The following is a 17,156-nucleotide window of genomic DNA, read 5'->3' as shown; positions in this document are numbered from 1 at the left end:
CCGGTGCGCGGGGAGGTGCGGTCATGAGCGGTGGAACCGGCGACGCGCCCCTTCCCGCGCGGCTCGAGCTGCCGGCGGGCGCCCTCCTGCGTCCCCTCGTCTCGAGCGATGCGGACCTTCTGCACGCGGTGATCGGCGAGCAGCGACCGTGGCTCGCGGCTCTCCTCCGCGGGGACGATCCGGCCGCCCTGCCGTCGGCGTCCCTCGGCGACGACGTACGCGGTCTCCTGCGCCTCGAGGAGGAGTCGCGTGCGGGCAGAGCGCACGCGTTCCAGCTCGTCGGCCCGGACCGCACCGAGGCGCTGGGCGCTCTGAGCGTCCGGCCCGGCGGCGGCGACTCCGCCGAGGCCTCCTGGTGGGTCGTCCCCGCCGTCCGGGGCTCGCGGCTCGAGGAGGAGCTCGACGCCTACGCGCGGCGCTGGCTCCAGCGGCGCTGGCTCCAGCAGCACTGGCCCTTCGACACGGTCACCACGCCCGACAACCACCCCGACGATCCCGCCTCCCTGGCCGGGGCGAACATCGTGGCGCTCGTGCCCGTCGCGCCGGAGCGCACCGCCCTCCCCGACACCGACGCCGCCTCGGCGGCGCTCCTCTGGGCGGAGTACCGCTCCGCGCATCCGGGAGTCGACGAGGCGCTCCCGCCGGTCGAGGCGTTCGGCGACAGCACGGCGATGGCGGACGAGCTGCTGGGCCTCGTGCGGCGCGGAGTGAAGACGGCCACGGCGTCCCTCGCGGAGGAGGGGGCGCCCGTCGCGGGTGACCACTGGATCGTCTGCGACGGCGCGGGAGCGGCGCGTGTCGTCCTCGTGACGGACGACGTGCGGACCGGTCCGCTCGACTCCGTCGACGACGCGTTCGCCTGGGCCGAGGGCGAGGGGGACCGCACGCGCGCCTCCTGGCTCGACGGCCACCGCCGCTACTTCGCCCGCGTCTCACCGGGCGGCATCGGCGACGTGGTCTTCGAGCGCTTCCACGTGGTCTGGCCGGAGGCCGACGCCGAGCGCGCCGCCGCCTTCGCCCGCTCGGTCGGAGCGTTCCGGCCCGAGGAGCTCGACGGGACTCCCGCGCAGACCTAGGGGGTTTCCCGGATGCCCCGCTCAGGCGCCCTGCGCCAGAGTGGAGTCATGGCTACTCTCGTGCGCCCCCGTCGGGGCAGGATCATCGCCGGCGTCTGTGCCGGTCTCGCCCGCCGATTCGGCTGGAGCCCCTTCGTGGTGCGTCTCCTGTTCGTGCTCTCGTGCCTCCTCCCGGGGCCGCAGATCATCGCCTACCTCGTGATGTGGGTGGTCATCCCGAAGCAGAAGTGACCGAGGCCCCCGCTCCGAGCAGCCTCTGAGAGAACGCTCAGCACCCGGAGCGGTGAGAGGCCTACCGTGGCGGTGTGCGTCCGTCGGGCGCCGAGGAGGAGATCATGGGATTCCTGGACCGACTGCTGGGCCGCGACGAGCAGCCCGAGAGCGCACGCCGCTCGACGTACGCGCCGCCGCAGGCCGCGGACCGCAGGCCCGAGTACGGCTCCCCTCCGGCGACGTCTCCGCGCACCGACGATGAGCGTGCCATCGAGCGCTACCGCTACCTCCTCCGCACCGCGCCGCCCGAGGCGATCGAGCAGGTGCACCGCGAGGCCTTCGAGCAGCTGACCCCGGAGCAGCGCCAGCAGGTCTTCCGAGAGCTCAGCGAGGGGGCCCCTGTCGGCGACGCGCCGAAGGACGACGATCCCCGCACGCTCGCCCAGTCCGCCACGAGGAGCGAGCTGCGCCAGCCCGGATTCATGGAGCGGCGCTTCTCCGGCGGCGGAGGCATGGGCTTCGGCGGCGTCCTCGCCTCCTCGATGCTCGGCACGATCGCCGGGTTCGCGATCGGCTCGGCCATCGCGGGCGCGTTCCTCCCCGACGCGGGAGGCGACTACGCCGGCGGTGACGGCGGGGGAGACGCCTCGGCCGACGGCGGAGCGGATGCGGGAGGTGCGGACGCCGGAGACGGCGGCGGCTGGGGCGACTCCGGCGGCGGCGACTTCGGTGGCGGAGGCGACTTCGGCGGGGGCGGCGACTTCGGAGGCGGCGACTTCGGCTTCTAGCCTCGTTGCAGAGGGCCCCCGATCACGGACAGTGGTCGGGGGCCCTCGCTCGTTCCGGGCTAGTCCTCGTCGGTCAGCATCGCCTTCACCTGGCGGCGGAGGACCTTGCCGATCATGCTCCGCGGCAGCTCGTCGACGACGGTGATCCGCTTGGGCACCTTGTAGGGCGTCAGCGCCTCCCTGACGGCCTTGCGGGCGGCCGCGACGTCGAGCTGCGCGCCCGGCTCCAGGACGACCGCCGCCGCCACGGACTCGCCGCTGCGCGGATCGGGCAGGCCGACCACCGCCACCTCCTTGATCTCGGGCAGGCGGAGCAGCACCTCCTCCACCTCGGACGGCGAGACGTTGAAGCCGCCCGTGATCACGAGCTCCTTGATCCGGTCGACGATGCGGACGAAGCCGTCCTCGTCGATCGTCGCGATGTCGCCGGTGCGGAACCAGCCGTCACCGGTGAAGGTCGCCGCCGTCTCGTCGGGCTTGCGGTGGTAGCCCCGGAACACCTGCGGACCGCGCACGACCAGCTCGCCCTGCTCGCCGGTCGCCACCTCCGTGTCGGGATCCTCAGGGTCGACGATCCGCACGTCGGTGCCGGGCAGCGGGAGCCCGACCGTCCCGGCGCGTCGCGTCGGACCGACCGGGTTGGCCATCAGGACCGGAGAGGTCTCCGAGAGGCCGTAGCCCTCGACGAGCGTGCCTCCGGTCAGTGCCTCGAACGAGTCGACCAGCGCCGGGTCGAGCGGCATCGCACCCGAGATGGCGATCTCGATGCCGCGCAGGGAGACGCCCCGCTGCTGCGCGCTGCGCGCCAGGCGCTCCGCGATCGGCGGAACGGCCGGGAGAAAGGTGGCGGGGTGCTTCTTGACGACCTTCAGCACCAGCTCCGGGTCGAACTTCGGGAACAGCACCAGGCGCGCGCCCATGCTCATCGCGAAGGTGAGGCAGAGCGTCAGCCCGTAGGCGTGGAACATGGGGAGCACCGCGTAGACCACGCAGTCGCCGCGGCGGACCGTCGGCACCCAGGCGCGCGACTGGGCGGCGTTCGCCGTCAGGTTCGCGTGGGTCAGCTCGGCGCCCTTGGGTGTGCCGGTCGTGCCGCTCGTGTACTGGATGACCGCGAGGTCCTCCGCGACCGGGCGCGGGTGCGCCGGGTCGATCCGCCGCCTCAGCAGCGTCTCCCACTCGATCGCACCGCGGACCGGCCCGGTCAGCGCGGCGCGCGACTCCCGGGCCTTCTTCAGCGGCAGGCGGAGGGCTGCGCGCATCGAGGCGGGCATCGCGCGGGTGAGGTCGACGGCGACGACGGTCTCGACGCCGAGATCGGCCGGGAGGTCCTGCACCGTCGGCACGACGCGGTTCCAGGCGATCGCGACACGAGCGCCGTGGTCCTCGAACTGGTGGCGCAGCTCGCGCGGGGTGTAGAGCGGGTTGTGCTCGACCACCACGGCGCCGAGCCGGAGGACGGCGTAGAAGGCGACGACGTGCTGCGGGCAGTTCGGGAGGACGAGGGCGACCGGATCGCCCGCGCGGACGCCCAGGCGGCGGAGGCCCTCGGCGGCCCGCTCCACCTCGTCGGCGAGCTGGGAGTAGCTGGTCGAACGGCCGAAGAACTCGAGCGCGACCTGGTGGGGATAGCGCTCGGCCGACTCGGTGACGATGTCGACGAGCGAGCCGGTCGGGAGCTCGAGCTCCGTCGGCACGCCGGGCGCGTAGCTGCTGATCCAGGGGCGGGGCGGGTGGGTGCTCACCCGCCCCACTCTAGGAGGAGGGGCCGGGGCTCAGGCTCCCTGAGCCACCGCGTCCTCGATCGGGGTGGGACCGGAGACGATCTCCCACGTCTTCGCGATGGAGGTCGGCTGCGCCAGGGCGGCGATCACCGTGGCGGCGACGTCCGCTCGGGGGATGCTCCCCTTCTCGACGGAGGTGCCGAGCGTGATCGTGCCGGTGCCCTCGTCGTCCGTCAGCCCGCCCGGGCGGAGGATCGTGTAGTCGAGGCCGGAGTCGCGCAGTGCCGCGTCGGCGTCGCGCTTGGCCTCGACGTAGGCCTTCCAGCCCTCCTCCGTGTCCTCGGGGAGCGGCTCGTCCACACCGATCGCGCTGACCTGCACGAAGTGCTGGACCCCGACGATCGCGGCGGCCTTCTGGCTGAGGACGGACGCCCCCAGGTCGACGGTGCGCTTGCGCTCCGGGCCCGAGTCGGGTCCGGCTCCGGCGGTGAAGACCATGCCGTCGACGTGGCCCAGCGCCTCGGCGAAGGCCTCGGGCGTCGTGTCCTCGAGGTCGTGCACGAGCGGCTCGCCGCCCAGCCGGACGATGTCCTCGGCGTGATCGGGGTTGCGGATCACTCCGACCGACTCGTGGCCGGCGTCGTAGAGCAGGTGCAGGATCTGCTGCCCCACCTTGCCGTGGGCTCCGATGACGGCGATGCGTGTCATGGACGTTCCTCTCCTCGTCGGGGCGGGTCGCCCCGTGTTCGTGGTCCCCTCCATCCTGCCGCGGCGTCCCTGGACGCCCCCAGGCCTTGACGGCGTCCGGGCGCCGGGCCGTCAGGCGGCGAGGCGGTCATCGCGTCCGGTGATGGCGAGCAGGCGGCTCTGGAGGGAGGCGGCGTCGTCGACCGGCACGGGCGCGGCGTAGAGGCCGCTCGCGCGCAGGGTCTCCTCCTGGGGTGCGAAGAGCTCCCAGACCGCTGCGACGAGCTCCTCGTCCAGCCGCTCGTCGCTGCCGGTCGCGCGGGCGAGGTCCCAGGCGTGGACGGTCACATCGGCCGTCTGCTCCTGCAGCAGCTCGACGGCGCTGACGGTGTCGCGCCCCAGCTGCACGGTCGCCGCCGGGTCGACGGTGCGGACAGCGTCGCGCAGGCGGTCGGTCACGCGGCGCCACTCGCTCCTCAGATCGGTGGCGACGGACTCGAGGCGCAGCGCCGACTCGTCGCCCCCCGAGAGGAGCGTGTGCGCGCGCTGCTGCTCGCGGACGACGTGCAGCACCAGAGCGCGCGTGTCCCACTCGGTGTCGGGCGTGGGGGCCGACCAGTCCTCGACGGCGCTCAGCCGGAGCTCGAAGGCGCGGTGGGCGCGGTCCTGCAGATCGAGCCAGCGGCTCATCTCGGCGCCGGGGCCGGTCTCGGTGGCGGTGGGGGAGTCGGGCTGCTCGTGCGTCATGGTCTCTCCGGAGCGTCGTGGTGCTCGGGTCAACCGCGAGTGGTCGGCGCTCATTCCCGGGCGCGGCGGTCGAGCGGCCGATGTCGGTGGTGCGTGGGAGCATGTCCCGAGGCATGGGCGAGCAGGACGGAGCTGCGTGAGCAGGCAGGACGGAGCGGCGTGAGCAGGCAGGACGGCGCGGCGTGAGCGAGCAGGACGGCACCGCATGAGCAAGCAGGACGGCACGGGGCGGCAGGTCACGACCGAGCCCTTCGACGACCCGCGCGCGAGCATCATGCACATCGACATGGACGCGTTCTTCGCCTCCGTCGAGCTGCTCGACCGGCCGGATCTGCGCGGGAGGCCGGTCATCGTGGGCCACCACGGAGCGCGCTCCGTCGTCACAGCGGCGACCTACGAGGCGCGCCGCTACGGCGTCAACTCGGCGATGCCCATGGCGGTCGCCCTCCGCCGCTGCCCGCAGGCCGTGGTCCTCGAGCCGCACATGGAGCGCTACCGCGAGGCCTCTCGCCGCGTCATGGCGATCTTCGACTCCTTCACGCCGCTGGTCGAGCGCCTGAGCATCGACGAGGCGTTCCTCGACGTCGCGGGTGCCCGCCGCATCTCGGGCTCGCCGTTCGCGATCGGCACCGAGATCCGCCGCCGGGTGCACGCCGAGCTCGGGCTGACCTGCTCGGTCGGGATCGCCAGCACCAAGTTCGTCGCCAAGCTCGCCTCCGGCCGCTCCAAGCCCGACGGTCTGCTGGTCGTCCCCGCCGACGGCGTCCGCGAGTTCCTCGATCCGCTGCCCGTGAGCGCGCTGTGGGGAGTCGGCGCGAGCACGGAGGAGGCGCTCGTCCGCCGCGGTCTGCGCACCGTCGCCGACGTCGCGACCACCCCGCTGCCGTCGCTGGTGTCCGCCCTCGGCGAGGCGACCGGGAGGCGCCTGCACGCCCTGGCGAACGGGGTGGATCCGCGGCCGGTCGACACCCGCCAGATCGAGAAGAGCGCCGGACACGAGATCACGTTCGCCGACGACGTGGCCGACCCCGAGCTCGTCCGTCGTGAGCTGCTGCGGCTCTGCGACAAGGTCGCCGTGCGGATGCGCCGCTCGGGAGTGCGCTGCCGAACCGTCGCGGTGAAGGTGCGCTTCGGCGACTTCAGCACCCTCACCCGCTCCCGCACGCTCGTCGAGGCGACGGACGTGGCCCGGGTCCTCTACGAGGCCTCCTCCGCGCTCCTCGATGCGGCCAACCCGATGCGGCGGCCCGTGCGGCTGATCGGCGTGCGCGGCGAGCAGCTGGTCGAGGGCGACGACGTCGCGTTCTCCCTGTGGAGCGACTCCGACGACTGGCGCGACGCGGAGCTCGCGGTCGACGGCGTGGCCGCCCGCTTCGGCTCCGGAGCCGTGCGTCCCGCCTCGCTCCTGTCCCGGTCGGCTCCCGAGTCGGCCAAGGGGATCGACCTCAGCGACACGCTCGCTACGCGGAACCGATCGTCAGACTGATCGGGCGGTGGTCGGAGCCGTTCGGCGGCAGGACCGCGACGGTCGCGGCGGTGACGCCGTCGGCGAGCGCGTGGTCGAGCGAGACGAGCGGCAGCAGGGACGGCCAGGTCGCCGGGAAGCCGACTCCGCCCGTGCGGACGAGGCCCGCCTCCGCCAGCACCGGAGCGAACAGGTGGTCGTCCGTCGGCGTGTTGAAATCGCCGATGACCAGTGTCCGCTCCGACTCGTCGTCTCGGAGAGCGGTGGCGAGGTTCGAGAGCATGGTGTCCCGCTCCTCGTGGTCGCCCGGCCGGAACGAGGCCAGGTGCACCACGAACAGGCGAGCGCTGCCGACCGGTGTGTCGACGTCGACGGCGAGCGCGCGCTCCCAGCCGAGACCGAGGTCGAGCGGCTCCTCGTCGGTCAGCTCGGTCCGGCTCCAGACGCCGACGGTGCTCGAAACGGACGAGTACGGGTACTCGTCGGCCAGCTCGGCGTCGACCGCGTCCACGGCGTCTCCGTCGAGCTCCTGCAGCGCGATCACGTCGGGGCCGCGGGCGGCGAGCGAGGCGGCGAGCCCGCCGGCGTCGCCGCTCGTCTCGATGTTCTGGCTGACGACGGTGAACGAGCCGGAGCGCACGGCCGGCGCCGGCAGTGCGACCGGCAGCACCAGCACGCCGTAGACCATCGCCAGCACGGTGACCGCGGCCGCCGTCCGGCGCGACCGGAGGGCCGCCGCGGCCGCGACGAGGAGCAGCACGAGCAGCCCCGTCCACGGGATCCCGACCTCGAGGACCGACAGCCAGCCGATCGGATCGGGCAGCGCGCGGTGGAAGGCGAGGAAGGCGGCGAGCACGAGGCTCGCGACCGCCACCGCGGCCGAGCGCACGGGGCGGCGGCGGCGGGTGCGGGCGGACATCCGTCGATCATGGCAGCAGGTCCCCGGAGGTCCATGGACGAGTCCTGTGCGCCCCGGCGGGCCGCTTGTCGCCGCGGAGAGCCGCGGAGTACCGTCGCACCATGCCCAACATCGCAGTCTCCCTGGCCGACACCGTCACCACCGCGGGTACCGCGACGATCTACGGCGAGCCCGTCACCGTCGACGGCGTCTCGCTCGTCCCCGTCGCCCTCCGCTGGTTCGGTTTCGGCGGAGGCAGCGGCTCCGAGGACGGCCAGGAGGGCGGCGGCGGAGGCGGCGGCGCCACGGTCATCCCGATCGGCGCGTACATCAAGGACGACCTCGGCCTGCGGTTCCAGCCGAACGTGATCTCGGTCCTCGCCGTCGGCATCCCCTTCGTGTGGGTGACCGGCAAGGCCCTCGCGCGCATCATCCGCGCCCTCAAGAAGTAGCCGGAGCGGCCCTGCGTCAGCTGGCGCGCTGCTGGCGCGCGGGGTACCACTTCTTCTTCGTCCGGCCGAAGCCGACGATCAGACGCTCGGCGTCGTCCGGCCGGCGGGGGTCGTAGATCACCGCGGCGGGCTCACCGGCCATCCACGCGTCCCCCCGCTTCAGCGGGTACTTCTGCGCGCGCTTCTCCACACCCTCGGCGGTCCGGTAGACGACCAGGAGCCTGCCCAGATCCCGTGCCGAATCGCGATCGCCGCGTGCCGGATCCGGCCCGACGACGCGCGCCGGCACCCGCGTGCCGTAGCTGAGCAGCTCGCGGCGGATCCGCGCACGGCGCTGCCAGAGCAGGGCCTGCAGCAGGACGATCAGCAGCACGGCCAGGACGACGACCACCGACCACGACATGACGTCTATGATTGCCGACGAACACGGGAGTCCGGTGCACCGGGCTGAGAGGAAGGCAGCAGCCTTCGACCGTCGAACCTGATCTGGGTCATGCCTGCGAAGGAACGTTTCGATCTCCTCTTACCAACCCGTGCCCTCCATTCGCTTCCACGAAAGGGCACGTCAGTGCAGAACACGAACGCGCAGAACACGAACGCGCAGAACACGAACGCGCAGAACCTCACCTCCTCCGCCCCGGCCCGGCGCGATCTGCGCTGGCGGGTCGTCGACATCGTGGTGGCGAGCGTCGTCGCCGTCGCGAGCGGGATCGTCTTCTGGGCCTGGGGCCTGGCGACGAACGTCCTCGGCCTCGCCTTCGAGTTCCTGCCCGGGCTCGGCGGGCTCCTCGGCGGCGGCTGGCTCTTCGCCGGCGTCCTCGGCGGCCTGATCATCCGCAAGCCCGGAGCCGCGCTCTACACCGAGCTGGTCGCCGCGGCCGTGTCGGCTCTGATCGGCACCCAGTGGGGCTTCACCGTGCTGATCTCCGGACTCGTGCAGGGACTCGGCGCGGAGATCGTCCTGGCGCTCTTCCTCTACCGCAGCGGCCGTCCGCTCGTCGCGATGCTGGCCGGTGCAGGTGCGGGGCTCGCCCTCGCGATCAACGACCTGCTGTCGTACTACGCCGTCAACGACGCGCTCTTCAAGACCGTCTACGTCGCCTCCTCGATCGTCTCGGGCGCGCTCCTGGCCGGGCTGCTGTCCTGGTTCGCGGTGCGGGGGCTCGCGGCCTCGGGAGCGCTGGACCGCTTCGCCTCCGGGCGCGAGGGCCGGACGGTCGAGGGAGCCGGCGCGGGCGCTCGATGAGCGGCGCTTACGTCCGGGCGCGGGGCTGGAGCTGGCGGCACGCGGGACGCTCCCGCGACGCCCTCTCCGGCCTCGATCTCGCGCTGGAGCCGGGGGAGCGCGTGCTGCTCCTCGGCCCCTCCGGCGCGGGAAAGAGCACGCTGCTGCACGCCCTGGCCGGCGTCCTCGGCGGGGAGGAGGACGGCTCCGCGGCGGGCGAGCTCGAGATCGACGGAGCCGCGCCGCTCACCCGGCGCGGTGTCGCGGGGCTCGTGCTGCAGGATCCGGACACTCAGGCGGTCCTGGCGCGGGTCGGCGACGACGTCGCGTTCGCCTGCGAGAACCTCGGCGTGCCGCGCGAGGAGATCCCCGCGCGGGTGCGGGAGGCACTCGGCGACGTCGGGCTCGACGTGCCGTTGGACCACTCCACCTCGGCGCTCTCGGGCGGGCAGAAGCAGAGGCTCGCCCTGGCGGGTGTGCTCGCCATGCGTCCGCGGCTCCTGCTCCTCGACGAGCCCACCGCCAACCTCGATCCGGACGGTGTACGCGAGGTGCGGGCGGCGGTGGAGCGCACGGCTGCCCGCACGGGGGCGACGCTGATCGTCGTCGAGCACCGGGTCGACGTGTGGGTCGGCCTCGTCGACCGGGTCGTGGTGCTCGGGCGGGACGGCGCGGTCGTCGCCGACGGCGCTCCAGTCGAGGTCCTCGATCGAACGCACGACGTGCTCCGCGCCTCCGGCGTCTGGCTGCCCGGTGACACCCCCGCCCGGCGCGGGGCGAGCGTGCTGCCCTCGCCCGCCGCCCTGAGCGCGCACGACCTCGCCATCGGCCGGCCCGTCCTCGGGCGCCCCCGCTCGACCATCGTGGCCTCGGGGCTCGAGCTCGCCGTCGACTCCGCGCGGGCCACGGCCGTGCTGGGACCCAACGGCGCGGGGAAGTCGACCCTCGCGCTCACGCTGGCCGGTCTCCTGCCGCCGGTCGCGGGGCGGGTGACCGCCTCCGAGTCGCTCCGCGCCGGTGCGGGCCCGGAGCCGATCCGCTGGACCTCGGCTCAGCTCGCCGGACGGATCGCGATGGTGTTCCAGGAGCCGGAGCACCAGTTCCTCACCGCTCGCGTGCGCGCCGAGCTCGCGCTGGGCGCCCGCGACGAGACGGAGCGGCATCGGGCGGAGGAGCTCCTGGAGCGCCTCGGCCTCGCGCACCTCGCCGACGCCAATCCGTTCACCCTCTCCGGAGGCGAGAAGCGGCGCCTGGCCGTCGCGTCCGCCCTCACCCGGTCGCCGTCCGTGCTCGTCCTCGACGAGCCGACGTTCGGGCAGGACCGCCTGACCTGGGAGGTGCTCGTCGACCTCCTCGCCGAGCAGCGCGACGCGGGCACGGCGGTGCTCGCCGTCACCCACGACGAGGCGCTGGTCGCCGCCCTCGCCGACTCGGTCGTCACCCTCGGCGCCCGCGAGGCGGTGTCGGGATGACGCTCCTCGACTCCGTTCCCGCGCGCAGCCGGATCGCCCGGGCCAACCCGGTCGCCAAGCTCCTCGCCAGCCTGGTCATCGCGTTCGCGCTCCTCCTCACGGTCGATGCGGTCTCCGCGGCGACGGCGCTGGCGCTCGAGCTGCTGGTTCTGCCCTTCGCGGGGCTCCGGGCGGGTGAGCTCGTGCGGCGGACGGCTCCCGTCTGGATCGCGGCTCCGCTCGCCGGCCTCTCGACAGTCCTCTACGGGCGTGACAGCGGCGCCGTCTACGCGGAGTTCCTCATCGTCTCGGTCACAGAGGGATCCGTCGCCCTCGGGCTGGCCATCGCGCTGCGCGTCCTGGCGATCGGACTGCCGAGCGTGGTCCTCATCGCCACCACCGACCCGACGGACCTGGCGGACGGCCTCGCGCAGATCCTGCGACTGCCCTCGCGCTTCGTGCTCGGCGCTCTCGCCGGCATGCGGCTCGTCGGTCTGCTCGTCGACGACTGGCGCACCCTGTCGATGGCCCGCCGCGCCCGCGGGGTCGCCGACGGCCGCGGGCCCGTCGAGGCGCTCCGCAGCCTCGCGGCCCGCACGTTCTCGCTGCTCGTGCTGGCCATCCGGCGGGGGAGCAGGCTCGCGACGGCGATGGAGGCGAGGGGCTTCGGCTCCGGCGTCCCGCGCACCTGGGCGCGGCAGTCGCGCCTCGGAGCCGGCGACCTCCTGCTGCTCGCGGGCGGAGTGCTGATCGCTGCCGTCGCCGTGACCGCCGCCGTCGTCACCGGCTCCTGGAGCTTCGTCCTGCATGGCTGAGCGGATCCTGCCGCTGACGGATCACACGGCGGGCGACCTCGCCCGCTCCGTGATCGCGCGGCGTCGTCGGACGGTGCTGCTGGACGGACCGAGCGGCTCCGGCAAGTCGACGTTCGCGCGCGCGCTGGTCGAGCAGCTCCGTCTCGCGCCGGCGGCATCGTCGGTCGCGCTCGTGCGGATGGACGACCTCTACCCCGGCTGGACGGGCCTGGACCGGGCGTCGCGGGAGACGGCCGCGACGCTCGTCCGCCCCCACGGCCTCGGCCTCGCGGCGCACTGGCGGCCCTGGAACTGGGCCGCGGGGACGACGGCCGGGCGCCGCGTCGTCCGCGAGCCGCTTCTCGTGCTCGAGGGCTGCGGATCGGCCGGCGCCGCCGCGCGCCGCCACGCCGATCTGGTGGTCTGGCTCGAGGCCGACGACGAGGTGCGGCGCGTGCGCGCGCTCGAGCGCGACGGCGAGCTCTTCGCTCCGCACTGGGACGCCTGGGACCGCGACTTCCGCTCCTACTGCGCTCGGGAGCGGCCCCGGGAGAACGCCGACCTCGTGCTGGACACGGGCGGCGGGGGAGCGGTGCGCGGCTGAGGGGTCCACTCCGAGCGCTGCGACGCGCGGATGCCGGTGAGAGGCTCGCCCTCGGCGGTGATCAGGCCCAGCCGAGCTCGTGCAGCCGGTCGTCGTCGATGCCGTAGAAGTGGGCGATCTCGTGGACGAGCGTGACGTGGATCTCGTCGCGCAGCGCGTCCAGATCGTCGCACGCGGCGAGGTGCGGCTCGCGGAACAGCACGATGCGGTCGGGCATCTCGCCGAAGCCGTAGCGCTCACGCTCGGTGAGAGCGACGCCGTCGTAGTAGCCGAGCAGATCCAGGGTCCCGTCCTCGGGCCGGTCCTCCACCACGAACACGACGTTGTCGAGCCCGTCGACCATGTCGTCCGGGAGCGCGTCGAGCTCGGAGATCACCAGGGCTTCGAAGGCGTCCTCGTCCAGCTCGAGCATCCGGGACCTCTCTGCGTCGGCGATCGCTGCCGGTCGCCGGATGTGCGAAGAGGCCCGGAGCCGGAACTCCGGGCCTCTTCCGCTGCATGCACAGCCACTGGGGTCCCGACGTAGCACGTTTTCAAACCTTTCCCCAAAGCTTAACGCCCTGGTCAGCCGCTGGAAGCGTGGCGTATATCGTGCCCATCATAGGGGCGATATCACCCCGATTCGGGATGATCGGGGGCCAGTCGTCCGGGAGATCGCAACTCCTCAAACCTTTCTCAAGGAAGCCGAGGTTGACCGTCTCGTCGATGACTACCTCGCCGGTTCGACCGTGCGCGAGCTTGCTCAGAAGTACGAGATCCACCGGGGCACGGTGTCGAAGCACCTCACGCGTCGAGAAGTTGCTCGGCGGCTCCCAGGGCTCGACGTTGAAGATGCGGCTGAGGCGGTGAAGCTGCATCGCGGCGGCTCATCGATGCGGTCGATCTCGCGAACGCTGGGTGTCGATCGAAAGGTCGTGCGCGCATCGCTCGTCCGCGCCGGAATGCTGTCGGCGGCGTAACACCCCGCGTTTGTAGGCTCATGTCGCCGGCGACTCTCTACGCCGCGTCGGTAGCATTGAATGTGTGAGCCCAACAGCGACGCAACGCCTCTCCCGCAGTACGCGGAACAATCTACTTGATTGGCTATCGCTGTCCGAATTCAGCTGGGCAGGGCGTCTCGAACATCCCGTGTTCCTCTCCCGGCTGTACGACCTTGAAAGCCTCCCGAGTAAGGACAATCGGTACCGGAACGCCTCCGGTGACATCTACCAGCACATGGTCAATAACTGGGACTGGGATGATGACTGGGTCTTCGGAGACGATCGGTTTCACCTTCGCGATGGCAGCGATGAAAACTTCCTGAGCTTCCTTGCTGAGACGGTCCATCCGATCGTGAGGGACAATGCTCAAACTGCTGCTGAGATGGTTACGGCGTACAACGACACACTGCGACGCGATGGGTTCGAGCTGTACGAGACGGATCGCTTCGGAGACCGGATCATCTATGGGTGGCGTTCGATAGCCGCCTACCACGTACCTGCTGTCCTCAGGCTTACGCAGGCACCGGACCTCACGGACAACAGCGTCCAGCGGCGGCATCTTGACGTCATCGATCGAGATCTCAATTCCGATCCAGCCTCGGCTATCTCGTCGTGCAAGAACCTGCTTGAGAGTCAATGCAAGATCGTGCTCACAGATCTCCGTGGTGAGTTTTTGGATCGGGACGAGTTGCCGACCTTGTTCTCGAAGGTTGCGCAGGAACTCAGCATCAACGCGAACGCTGTGGAAGGCGACACGCGTGGAAGCGACGCGATGCGGAAGGCTATGCGCGCGTTGAGCACGACAGTTCAGTCTGTAGCCGAGGCCCGGAACTCGATCGGAGATGGCCACGGTTCGAGCACACTGAGCCCAGCGACTCCTCGTCATGTGCGGTTGGTCTTCAACGCCCCTGTGGCCGTTGCGCAGTTCGTCGCCGATACATGGCACGAGCGTTCTTCAGGTTTCTCGGCACGATTTGTCTGTCGATAGCGCATGCAGACTCCAGTGACGGTGTGAGCCATGCCGTTTAGAAACCTGCCGCTTCCATTGAGTGGGGTACGAAGGTAGCCTTGGTCGTAGGCGGTTTCTACCTGCAACGTCATCACTCCGAGTGGTGGCACGACCAACGGCTCAGGCTGAACAGTCTTTCGATCTCCTTGTCGCCTCTCGACTTGGAGAGGACTGTTCCCATGCTTCGCCTGATCTGGATCCTCAGCATCTACGTTCGCAGCTTCATGCGGCGGTTCATGCCGACCAACATCGCCCTCGTTGCGCTCCGCACGCGCCGCGGCCTCAAGTGGGGCGTGCCTGCGATGCTCCTTGCCGTCGGGTACATCTGGGTAGCTCGGATTCTCGGCACGCAGCGTGACCTGACCACTTCGATCGATGTAGAGCCGCTTCACCGTGAACTCGCCGTCGACGATCGCGATGACAATCCTCCTAGGTACCGGGCTGATGCCGCGGTCAACGATGAGCAGTGAACCGTCCGGGATCACGGGCTCCATCGAGTGCCCAGCTGCTCGCCAGAAGTAGGTGGACGCACGATCCCTGATGAGGTGCTCAACGAGGCTGAGTTCTTCGGTGGGATAGTCCTGCGCCGGGCTCGGGAAACCACACTGCGCAGCATCGGGAGCCACCGGCAGCGTGATGTCGGGCGTCAGGATCGGCGGTTGAGGGTAGTGCATCGTGACTCACTTTAGTCGAACACATATTCGAGCAATGTACACGCGCATTAGATTGATGCTTCCGATCCCGCCTCTGCTGCGACCCAATCGGCCATCCGTCGGAATGGCCGCCGTTTCCCGCACTGGAAGCCGCGGTGCACCTCTCCGGTGAAATTCGACCGCGAGAGAGCCAGCTGATGCCCAATCTCACCGATCTCGCAAGAGACGACCGATCGGCGCGCATCGTGCTCTCAATCGTCGGCTCGCCGAACGATGCCGCCACGGGACGACTGCTCGGCAAGGTCGGCTCCGTCGAGCTGATCCGGCTCGCCGACAGCGAGGTCGCGAACATCTGCATGCACGCTTGAGCCCCGATCGCGTCGCCGCGCTCATGACTGAAAGCGAGTCGCTCCGGGTCATCACGCCGCGCGATGCCGAATGGCCTGTCGCACTCGACGATCTTGGTGCACGCGCTCCCCTTGCGCTCTGGGCCAGAGGCAGCGCCGATGTGCTCGCCAGCGGTCTGAGCGACCGAATCACGATCACTGGAGCCCGCGCGGCCACTGGTTACGGCGTCTACGTGACGGAGGAGCTGACCGGTGACCTTGCTCGGGCCGGGCGAACGGTTGTCGCGGGTGGCGCCTACGGAATTGAAGGCTCGGTGCATCGTGCTGCGCTTGCAGCAGGCGGCAACACGATCGCAGTGCTTGCCTCGGGGATCGACCGCGCATACCCGGTCGGGCATGCTGATCTCATTGACCGTGTTGCCCACCACGGCCTCCTGATCTCGGAAGTGCCGCCCGGCTACGCCCCGACGCGGCAACGTTTCGTCGATCGTTCGCGAATCATGGCCGCAGTCTCGGGCGCGACCGTCATCGTCGAAGCCGGTGCACGGTCAGGAACGCTGCATACAGCGAACGAAGCGAACGAGCTTGGCCGCGCGGTCGGCGCCGTGCCAGGCGCCGTGACGAGCGCGGCGAGCAGCGGCACGAACCTCCTGCTTCAGACAGGGCGGGCCCGGGTCATCATGAACGCTACTGATGTCTAGAGCATGCTCCGCAGTCAGGCTGACTCAGCACCCTCGACATCTGCACCGTGGGCCGCAAACCGACGCCTCACGCATGCCTCAGCGCTCCCGAATCGGAGTCTGTGAGATGGGTACCTCATCAAGGCCCCCAAGCATCTCTCGTTCGATCAAGTTCGGGTACCACGACAGGGACGTCTCGGGGTCTGTTGGCGCACGGTCGTAGTCGACGCCGCCGTCCTCTGAGTGGATGAGTCCATTGGTGATTCTGGCGAGCGCGGCAGCCGCGAGCCCGGCGAGTAGGCGCGTACGCAGCGGTTGCGTCGCCTGGAGCCGCATGTACCAGCACCATCCAACGCTGGCCGCATCGTCGAACGGGAAGCTATCGAGCGTACCTAGCTGCTTTGCGCGCTCTGCATGCTCGTTGACGACTGCGCTGTGCGGCAGATCTTCGAAGTAATCTTCCGCGCTGCAGGAGTAGAAATCGAAACCGCTCTCAATCGCGTCCACCGAGAGCCAGCCGTAGTCATTGCCCACCATGGCGAGCGAGACATCAGGGTCACTCGTCCGGAGAGGGCGAAGACGGCCGGTCACTTCGGTGAGACGCTCCACTTTCGGCACTGCGCTAAACGCATCGAACTTTCCGAATGCGCGGACCACGGTGGGGTCGTCTTGGTGCTCGATCAGTATCGCGTGGACTGCGGCGGCGAACTCACCAAGGGTGGGCACGGTGTTCGTAGACGGATAGACATCGATGGATGTTGACATCGCGACCGCCCCCAAAGATCCTGACTTCGAATGGTCATTCTCACACTACGGCGAACCACTGAACTTGAGCCCGGCATGCGCGATCTGCGACTGGCGTACCGCGATGCCTACGGCAGTGCCTTGCTTCTCTTCTCAACGAGCGCAAGCAGCGCCGCGAGGCTCTCTGCGTCGAGCGGGAGCTGAAGACCTGTGGTCGCGCGCTCGAACAGCGGGTCGGATTCATCGATCGGGTCGCTGGCGCGGAACACGGAAACGCCGATCCTGTCCATGAGCGCATGCACGTTCAAGGAGTTGGGGTCCTGGTCGAGCACCTGCAAGCTCACCGTGACGTGCGCCTCGCCCCGCTGTCCCTCGACCCACATCCATCCGGATCGATCGAACGGCGGAACCAGCCTGGACCCGCTGGTGTACTTCTTGAGACCACGACCCGCGCTGCCTCTCGTCTTGACCTCGAAGCCCGCGGACTTCAGCGCAGCGAGGATCTTCAGACGCTGAGCATTTCGCGCCTCACGGTATGCGTCGCGTGCGGCGTTGAAGGCTACGACTGATGGATCTTGCGGTTCGACCGACATAGCTTCGATCGTAGTTCGAGGTCCAC

The 17,156-nt window shown here is 70.5% G+C and carries 22 protein-coding genes, 1 pseudogene and 1 riboswitch; of the genes and pseudogenes, 13 read left to right on the top strand and 10 right to left on the bottom strand.

The genetic code is table 11. From position 1 onward, the window contains the following. The first annotated feature begins 23 nt into the window (after nt 1-23). The 3 genes from C5C53_RS07945 to C5C53_RS07935 all read left to right on the top strand — a co-directional run bounded on the left by C5C53_RS07945 (nt 24) and on the right by C5C53_RS07935 (nt 2,077). Complete coding sequence (locus tag C5C53_RS07945; RefSeq protein ID WP_104267260.1) at nt 24-1,076, top strand: ASCH domain-containing protein; 1,053 nt, start codon at nt 24-26, stop codon at nt 1,074-1,076. A gap of 48 nt (nt 1,077-1,124) precedes the next feature. Next, complete coding sequence (locus C5C53_RS07940; protein ID WP_104223873.1) at nt 1,125-1,307, top strand: PspC domain-containing protein; 183 nt, start codon at nt 1,125-1,127, stop codon at nt 1,305-1,307. 104 nt (nt 1,308-1,411) lie between these two features. After that, nucleotides 1,412-2,077, top strand: a complete 666-nt coding sequence (locus tag C5C53_RS07935) for a hypothetical protein (protein ID WP_104267293.1) — start codon at nt 1,412-1,414, stop codon at nt 2,075-2,077. A 59-nt stretch (nt 2,078-2,136) separates the two neighbouring features. Here the strand turns inward: C5C53_RS07935 and C5C53_RS07930 are convergent, their stop codons facing one another. From C5C53_RS07930 to C5C53_RS07920, 3 genes are all read right to left on the bottom strand, one after another. Continuing rightward, the gene (locus C5C53_RS07930) at nt 2,137-3,822 is read right to left on the bottom strand and encodes a long-chain-fatty-acid--CoA ligase (RefSeq protein ID WP_104267259.1); all 1,686 of its coding nucleotides are present in this window, start codon (nt 3,820-3,822) and stop codon (nt 2,137-2,139) included. Between the two features lie 30 nt (nt 3,823-3,852). Then, nucleotides 3,853-4,509, bottom strand: coding sequence for an SDR family oxidoreductase (locus tag C5C53_RS07925; protein ID WP_104223727.1), 657 nt, complete (start codon nt 4,507-4,509; stop codon nt 3,853-3,855). 111 nt (nt 4,510-4,620) lie between these two features. Beyond that, nucleotides 4,621-5,235, bottom strand: coding sequence for a TIGR03086 family metal-binding protein (locus C5C53_RS07920; RefSeq protein ID WP_244229430.1), 615 nt, complete (start codon nt 5,233-5,235; stop codon nt 4,621-4,623). 205 nt (nt 5,236-5,440) lie between these two features. On the opposite strand from C5C53_RS07920, the gene dinB reads away from it, so the two are divergent. Then, nucleotides 5,441-6,721, top strand: coding sequence for a DNA polymerase IV (gene dinB, locus C5C53_RS07915; protein ID WP_104267258.1), 1,281 nt, complete (start codon nt 5,441-5,443; stop codon nt 6,719-6,721). Here the strand turns inward: dinB and C5C53_RS07910 are convergent. Continuing rightward, nucleotides 6,696-7,619 (bottom strand): endonuclease/exonuclease/phosphatase family protein, encoded by a 924-nt coding sequence (locus C5C53_RS07910; RefSeq protein WP_104267257.1) that lies wholly within the window; start codon nt 7,617-7,619, stop codon nt 6,696-6,698. The genes dinB and C5C53_RS07910 overlap by 26 nt on opposite strands. Nucleotides 7,620-7,720: 101 nt before the next feature. On the opposite strand from C5C53_RS07910, the gene C5C53_RS07905 reads away from it, so the two are divergent. Beyond that, nucleotides 7,721-8,050, top strand: coding sequence for a hypothetical protein (locus tag C5C53_RS07905; protein ID WP_104223724.1), 330 nt, complete (start codon nt 7,721-7,723; stop codon nt 8,048-8,050). Between the two features lie 16 nt (nt 8,051-8,066). Here C5C53_RS07905 and C5C53_RS07900 read toward each other — a convergent pair whose 3' ends face one another. Beyond that, nucleotides 8,067-8,453: a DUF3592 domain-containing protein gene (locus C5C53_RS07900; RefSeq protein ID WP_104223723.1), complete on the bottom strand. Its 387-nt coding sequence runs from the start codon at nt 8,451-8,453 to the stop codon at nt 8,067-8,069. 14 nt (nt 8,454-8,467) lie between these two features. Then, nucleotides 8,468-8,575: riboswitch (TPP riboswitch) on the top strand. Nucleotides 8,576-8,618: 43 nt separating this feature from the next. Here C5C53_RS07900 and C5C53_RS07895 point away from each other — a divergent pair. The 4 genes from C5C53_RS07895 to C5C53_RS07880 are packed head-to-tail and all read left to right on the top strand — an operon-like array spanning nt 8,619 to nt 12,124. Then, nucleotides 8,619-9,296: an ECF transporter S component gene (locus C5C53_RS07895; RefSeq protein WP_104223722.1), complete on the top strand. Its 678-nt coding sequence runs from the start codon at nt 8,619-8,621 to the stop codon at nt 9,294-9,296. Further along, complete coding sequence (locus tag C5C53_RS07890) at nt 9,293-10,747, top strand: ABC transporter ATP-binding protein (protein WP_104267256.1); 1,455 nt, start codon at nt 9,293-9,295, stop codon at nt 10,745-10,747. Before C5C53_RS07895 ends, C5C53_RS07890 begins: the two co-directional genes overlap by 4 nt. Continuing rightward, on the top strand, nt 10,744-11,541 hold the full coding sequence (locus tag C5C53_RS07885; RefSeq protein WP_104267255.1) for an energy-coupling factor transporter transmembrane protein EcfT: 798 nt from the start codon (nt 10,744-10,746) through the stop codon (nt 11,539-11,541). Before C5C53_RS07890 ends, C5C53_RS07885 begins: the two co-directional genes overlap by 4 nt. Next, nucleotides 11,534-12,124: an AAA family ATPase gene (locus C5C53_RS07880; protein WP_219813966.1), complete on the top strand. Its 591-nt coding sequence runs from the start codon at nt 11,534-11,536 to the stop codon at nt 12,122-12,124. Before C5C53_RS07885 ends, C5C53_RS07880 begins: the two co-directional genes overlap by 8 nt. 61 nt (nt 12,125-12,185) lie before the next feature. Here C5C53_RS07880 and C5C53_RS07875 read toward each other — a convergent pair whose 3' ends face one another. Next, complete coding sequence (locus C5C53_RS07875; protein ID WP_104223719.1) at nt 12,186-12,536, bottom strand: metallopeptidase family protein; 351 nt, start codon at nt 12,534-12,536, stop codon at nt 12,186-12,188. A gap of 121 nt (nt 12,537-12,657) precedes the next feature. Then, nucleotides 12,658-12,981 (bottom strand): hypothetical protein, encoded by a 324-nt coding sequence (locus tag C5C53_RS17100; RefSeq protein ID WP_181127733.1) that lies wholly within the window; start codon nt 12,979-12,981, stop codon nt 12,658-12,660. 166 nt (nt 12,982-13,147) lie between these two features. Between C5C53_RS17100 and C5C53_RS07865 the strand changes: the two genes are divergently transcribed. Together C5C53_RS07865 and C5C53_RS17425 are read left to right on the top strand one after the other, a co-directional pair. Continuing rightward, on the top strand, nt 13,148-14,092 hold the full coding sequence (locus C5C53_RS07865; protein WP_146084659.1) for an abortive infection family protein: 945 nt from the start codon (nt 13,148-13,150) through the stop codon (nt 14,090-14,092). A gap of 200 nt (nt 14,093-14,292) precedes the next feature. After that, entirely contained in the window at nt 14,293-14,583 is a 291-nt protein-coding gene (locus C5C53_RS17425) for a hypothetical protein (protein WP_258075394.1), read from the top strand. Here the strand turns inward: C5C53_RS17425 and C5C53_RS17420 are convergent. Beyond that, a pseudogene (locus C5C53_RS17420) lies at nt 14,494-14,787 on the bottom strand (S24 family peptidase); the annotation flags it as partial. The gene C5C53_RS17425 and the pseudogene C5C53_RS17420 sit on opposite strands and share 90 nt — an antisense overlap. A 176-nt stretch (nt 14,788-14,963) precedes the next feature. Between C5C53_RS17420 and C5C53_RS17415 the strand changes: the two are divergent. Both C5C53_RS17415 and C5C53_RS07855 read left to right on the top strand, forming a co-directional pair. Next, entirely contained in the window at nt 14,964-15,134 is a 171-nt protein-coding gene (locus C5C53_RS17415; RefSeq protein WP_258075393.1) for a hypothetical protein, read from the top strand. Next, nucleotides 15,131-15,814 (top strand): DNA-processing protein DprA, encoded by a 684-nt coding sequence (locus C5C53_RS07855; RefSeq protein ID WP_258075392.1) that lies wholly within the window; start codon nt 15,131-15,133, stop codon nt 15,812-15,814. The genes C5C53_RS17415 and C5C53_RS07855 overlap by 4 nt, the downstream gene beginning before the upstream one ends. Nucleotides 15,815-15,892: 78 nt before the next feature. Here the strand turns inward: C5C53_RS07855 and C5C53_RS07850 are convergent, their stop codons facing one another. Both C5C53_RS07850 and C5C53_RS16790 read right to left on the bottom strand, forming a co-directional pair. Further along, nucleotides 15,893-16,558, bottom strand: a complete 666-nt coding sequence (locus tag C5C53_RS07850; protein WP_104267252.1) for a hypothetical protein — start codon at nt 16,556-16,558, stop codon at nt 15,893-15,895. 107 nt (nt 16,559-16,665) lie between these two features. Then, complete coding sequence (locus tag C5C53_RS16790) at nt 16,666-17,130, bottom strand: hypothetical protein (protein ID WP_146084658.1); 465 nt, start codon at nt 17,128-17,130, stop codon at nt 16,666-16,668. Nucleotides 17,131-17,156 lie beyond the last annotated feature (26 nt).

It is taken from the genome of Rathayibacter sp. AY1E3 (genome assembly GCF_002932235.1).
In the GTDB taxonomy this organism is placed as follows: Bacteria; Actinomycetota; Actinomycetes; order Actinomycetales; family Microbacteriaceae; genus Rathayibacter.
Note: the sequence above shows the minus strand (reverse complement) of the source record. Positions and strands in the feature narration are given on the sequence as shown.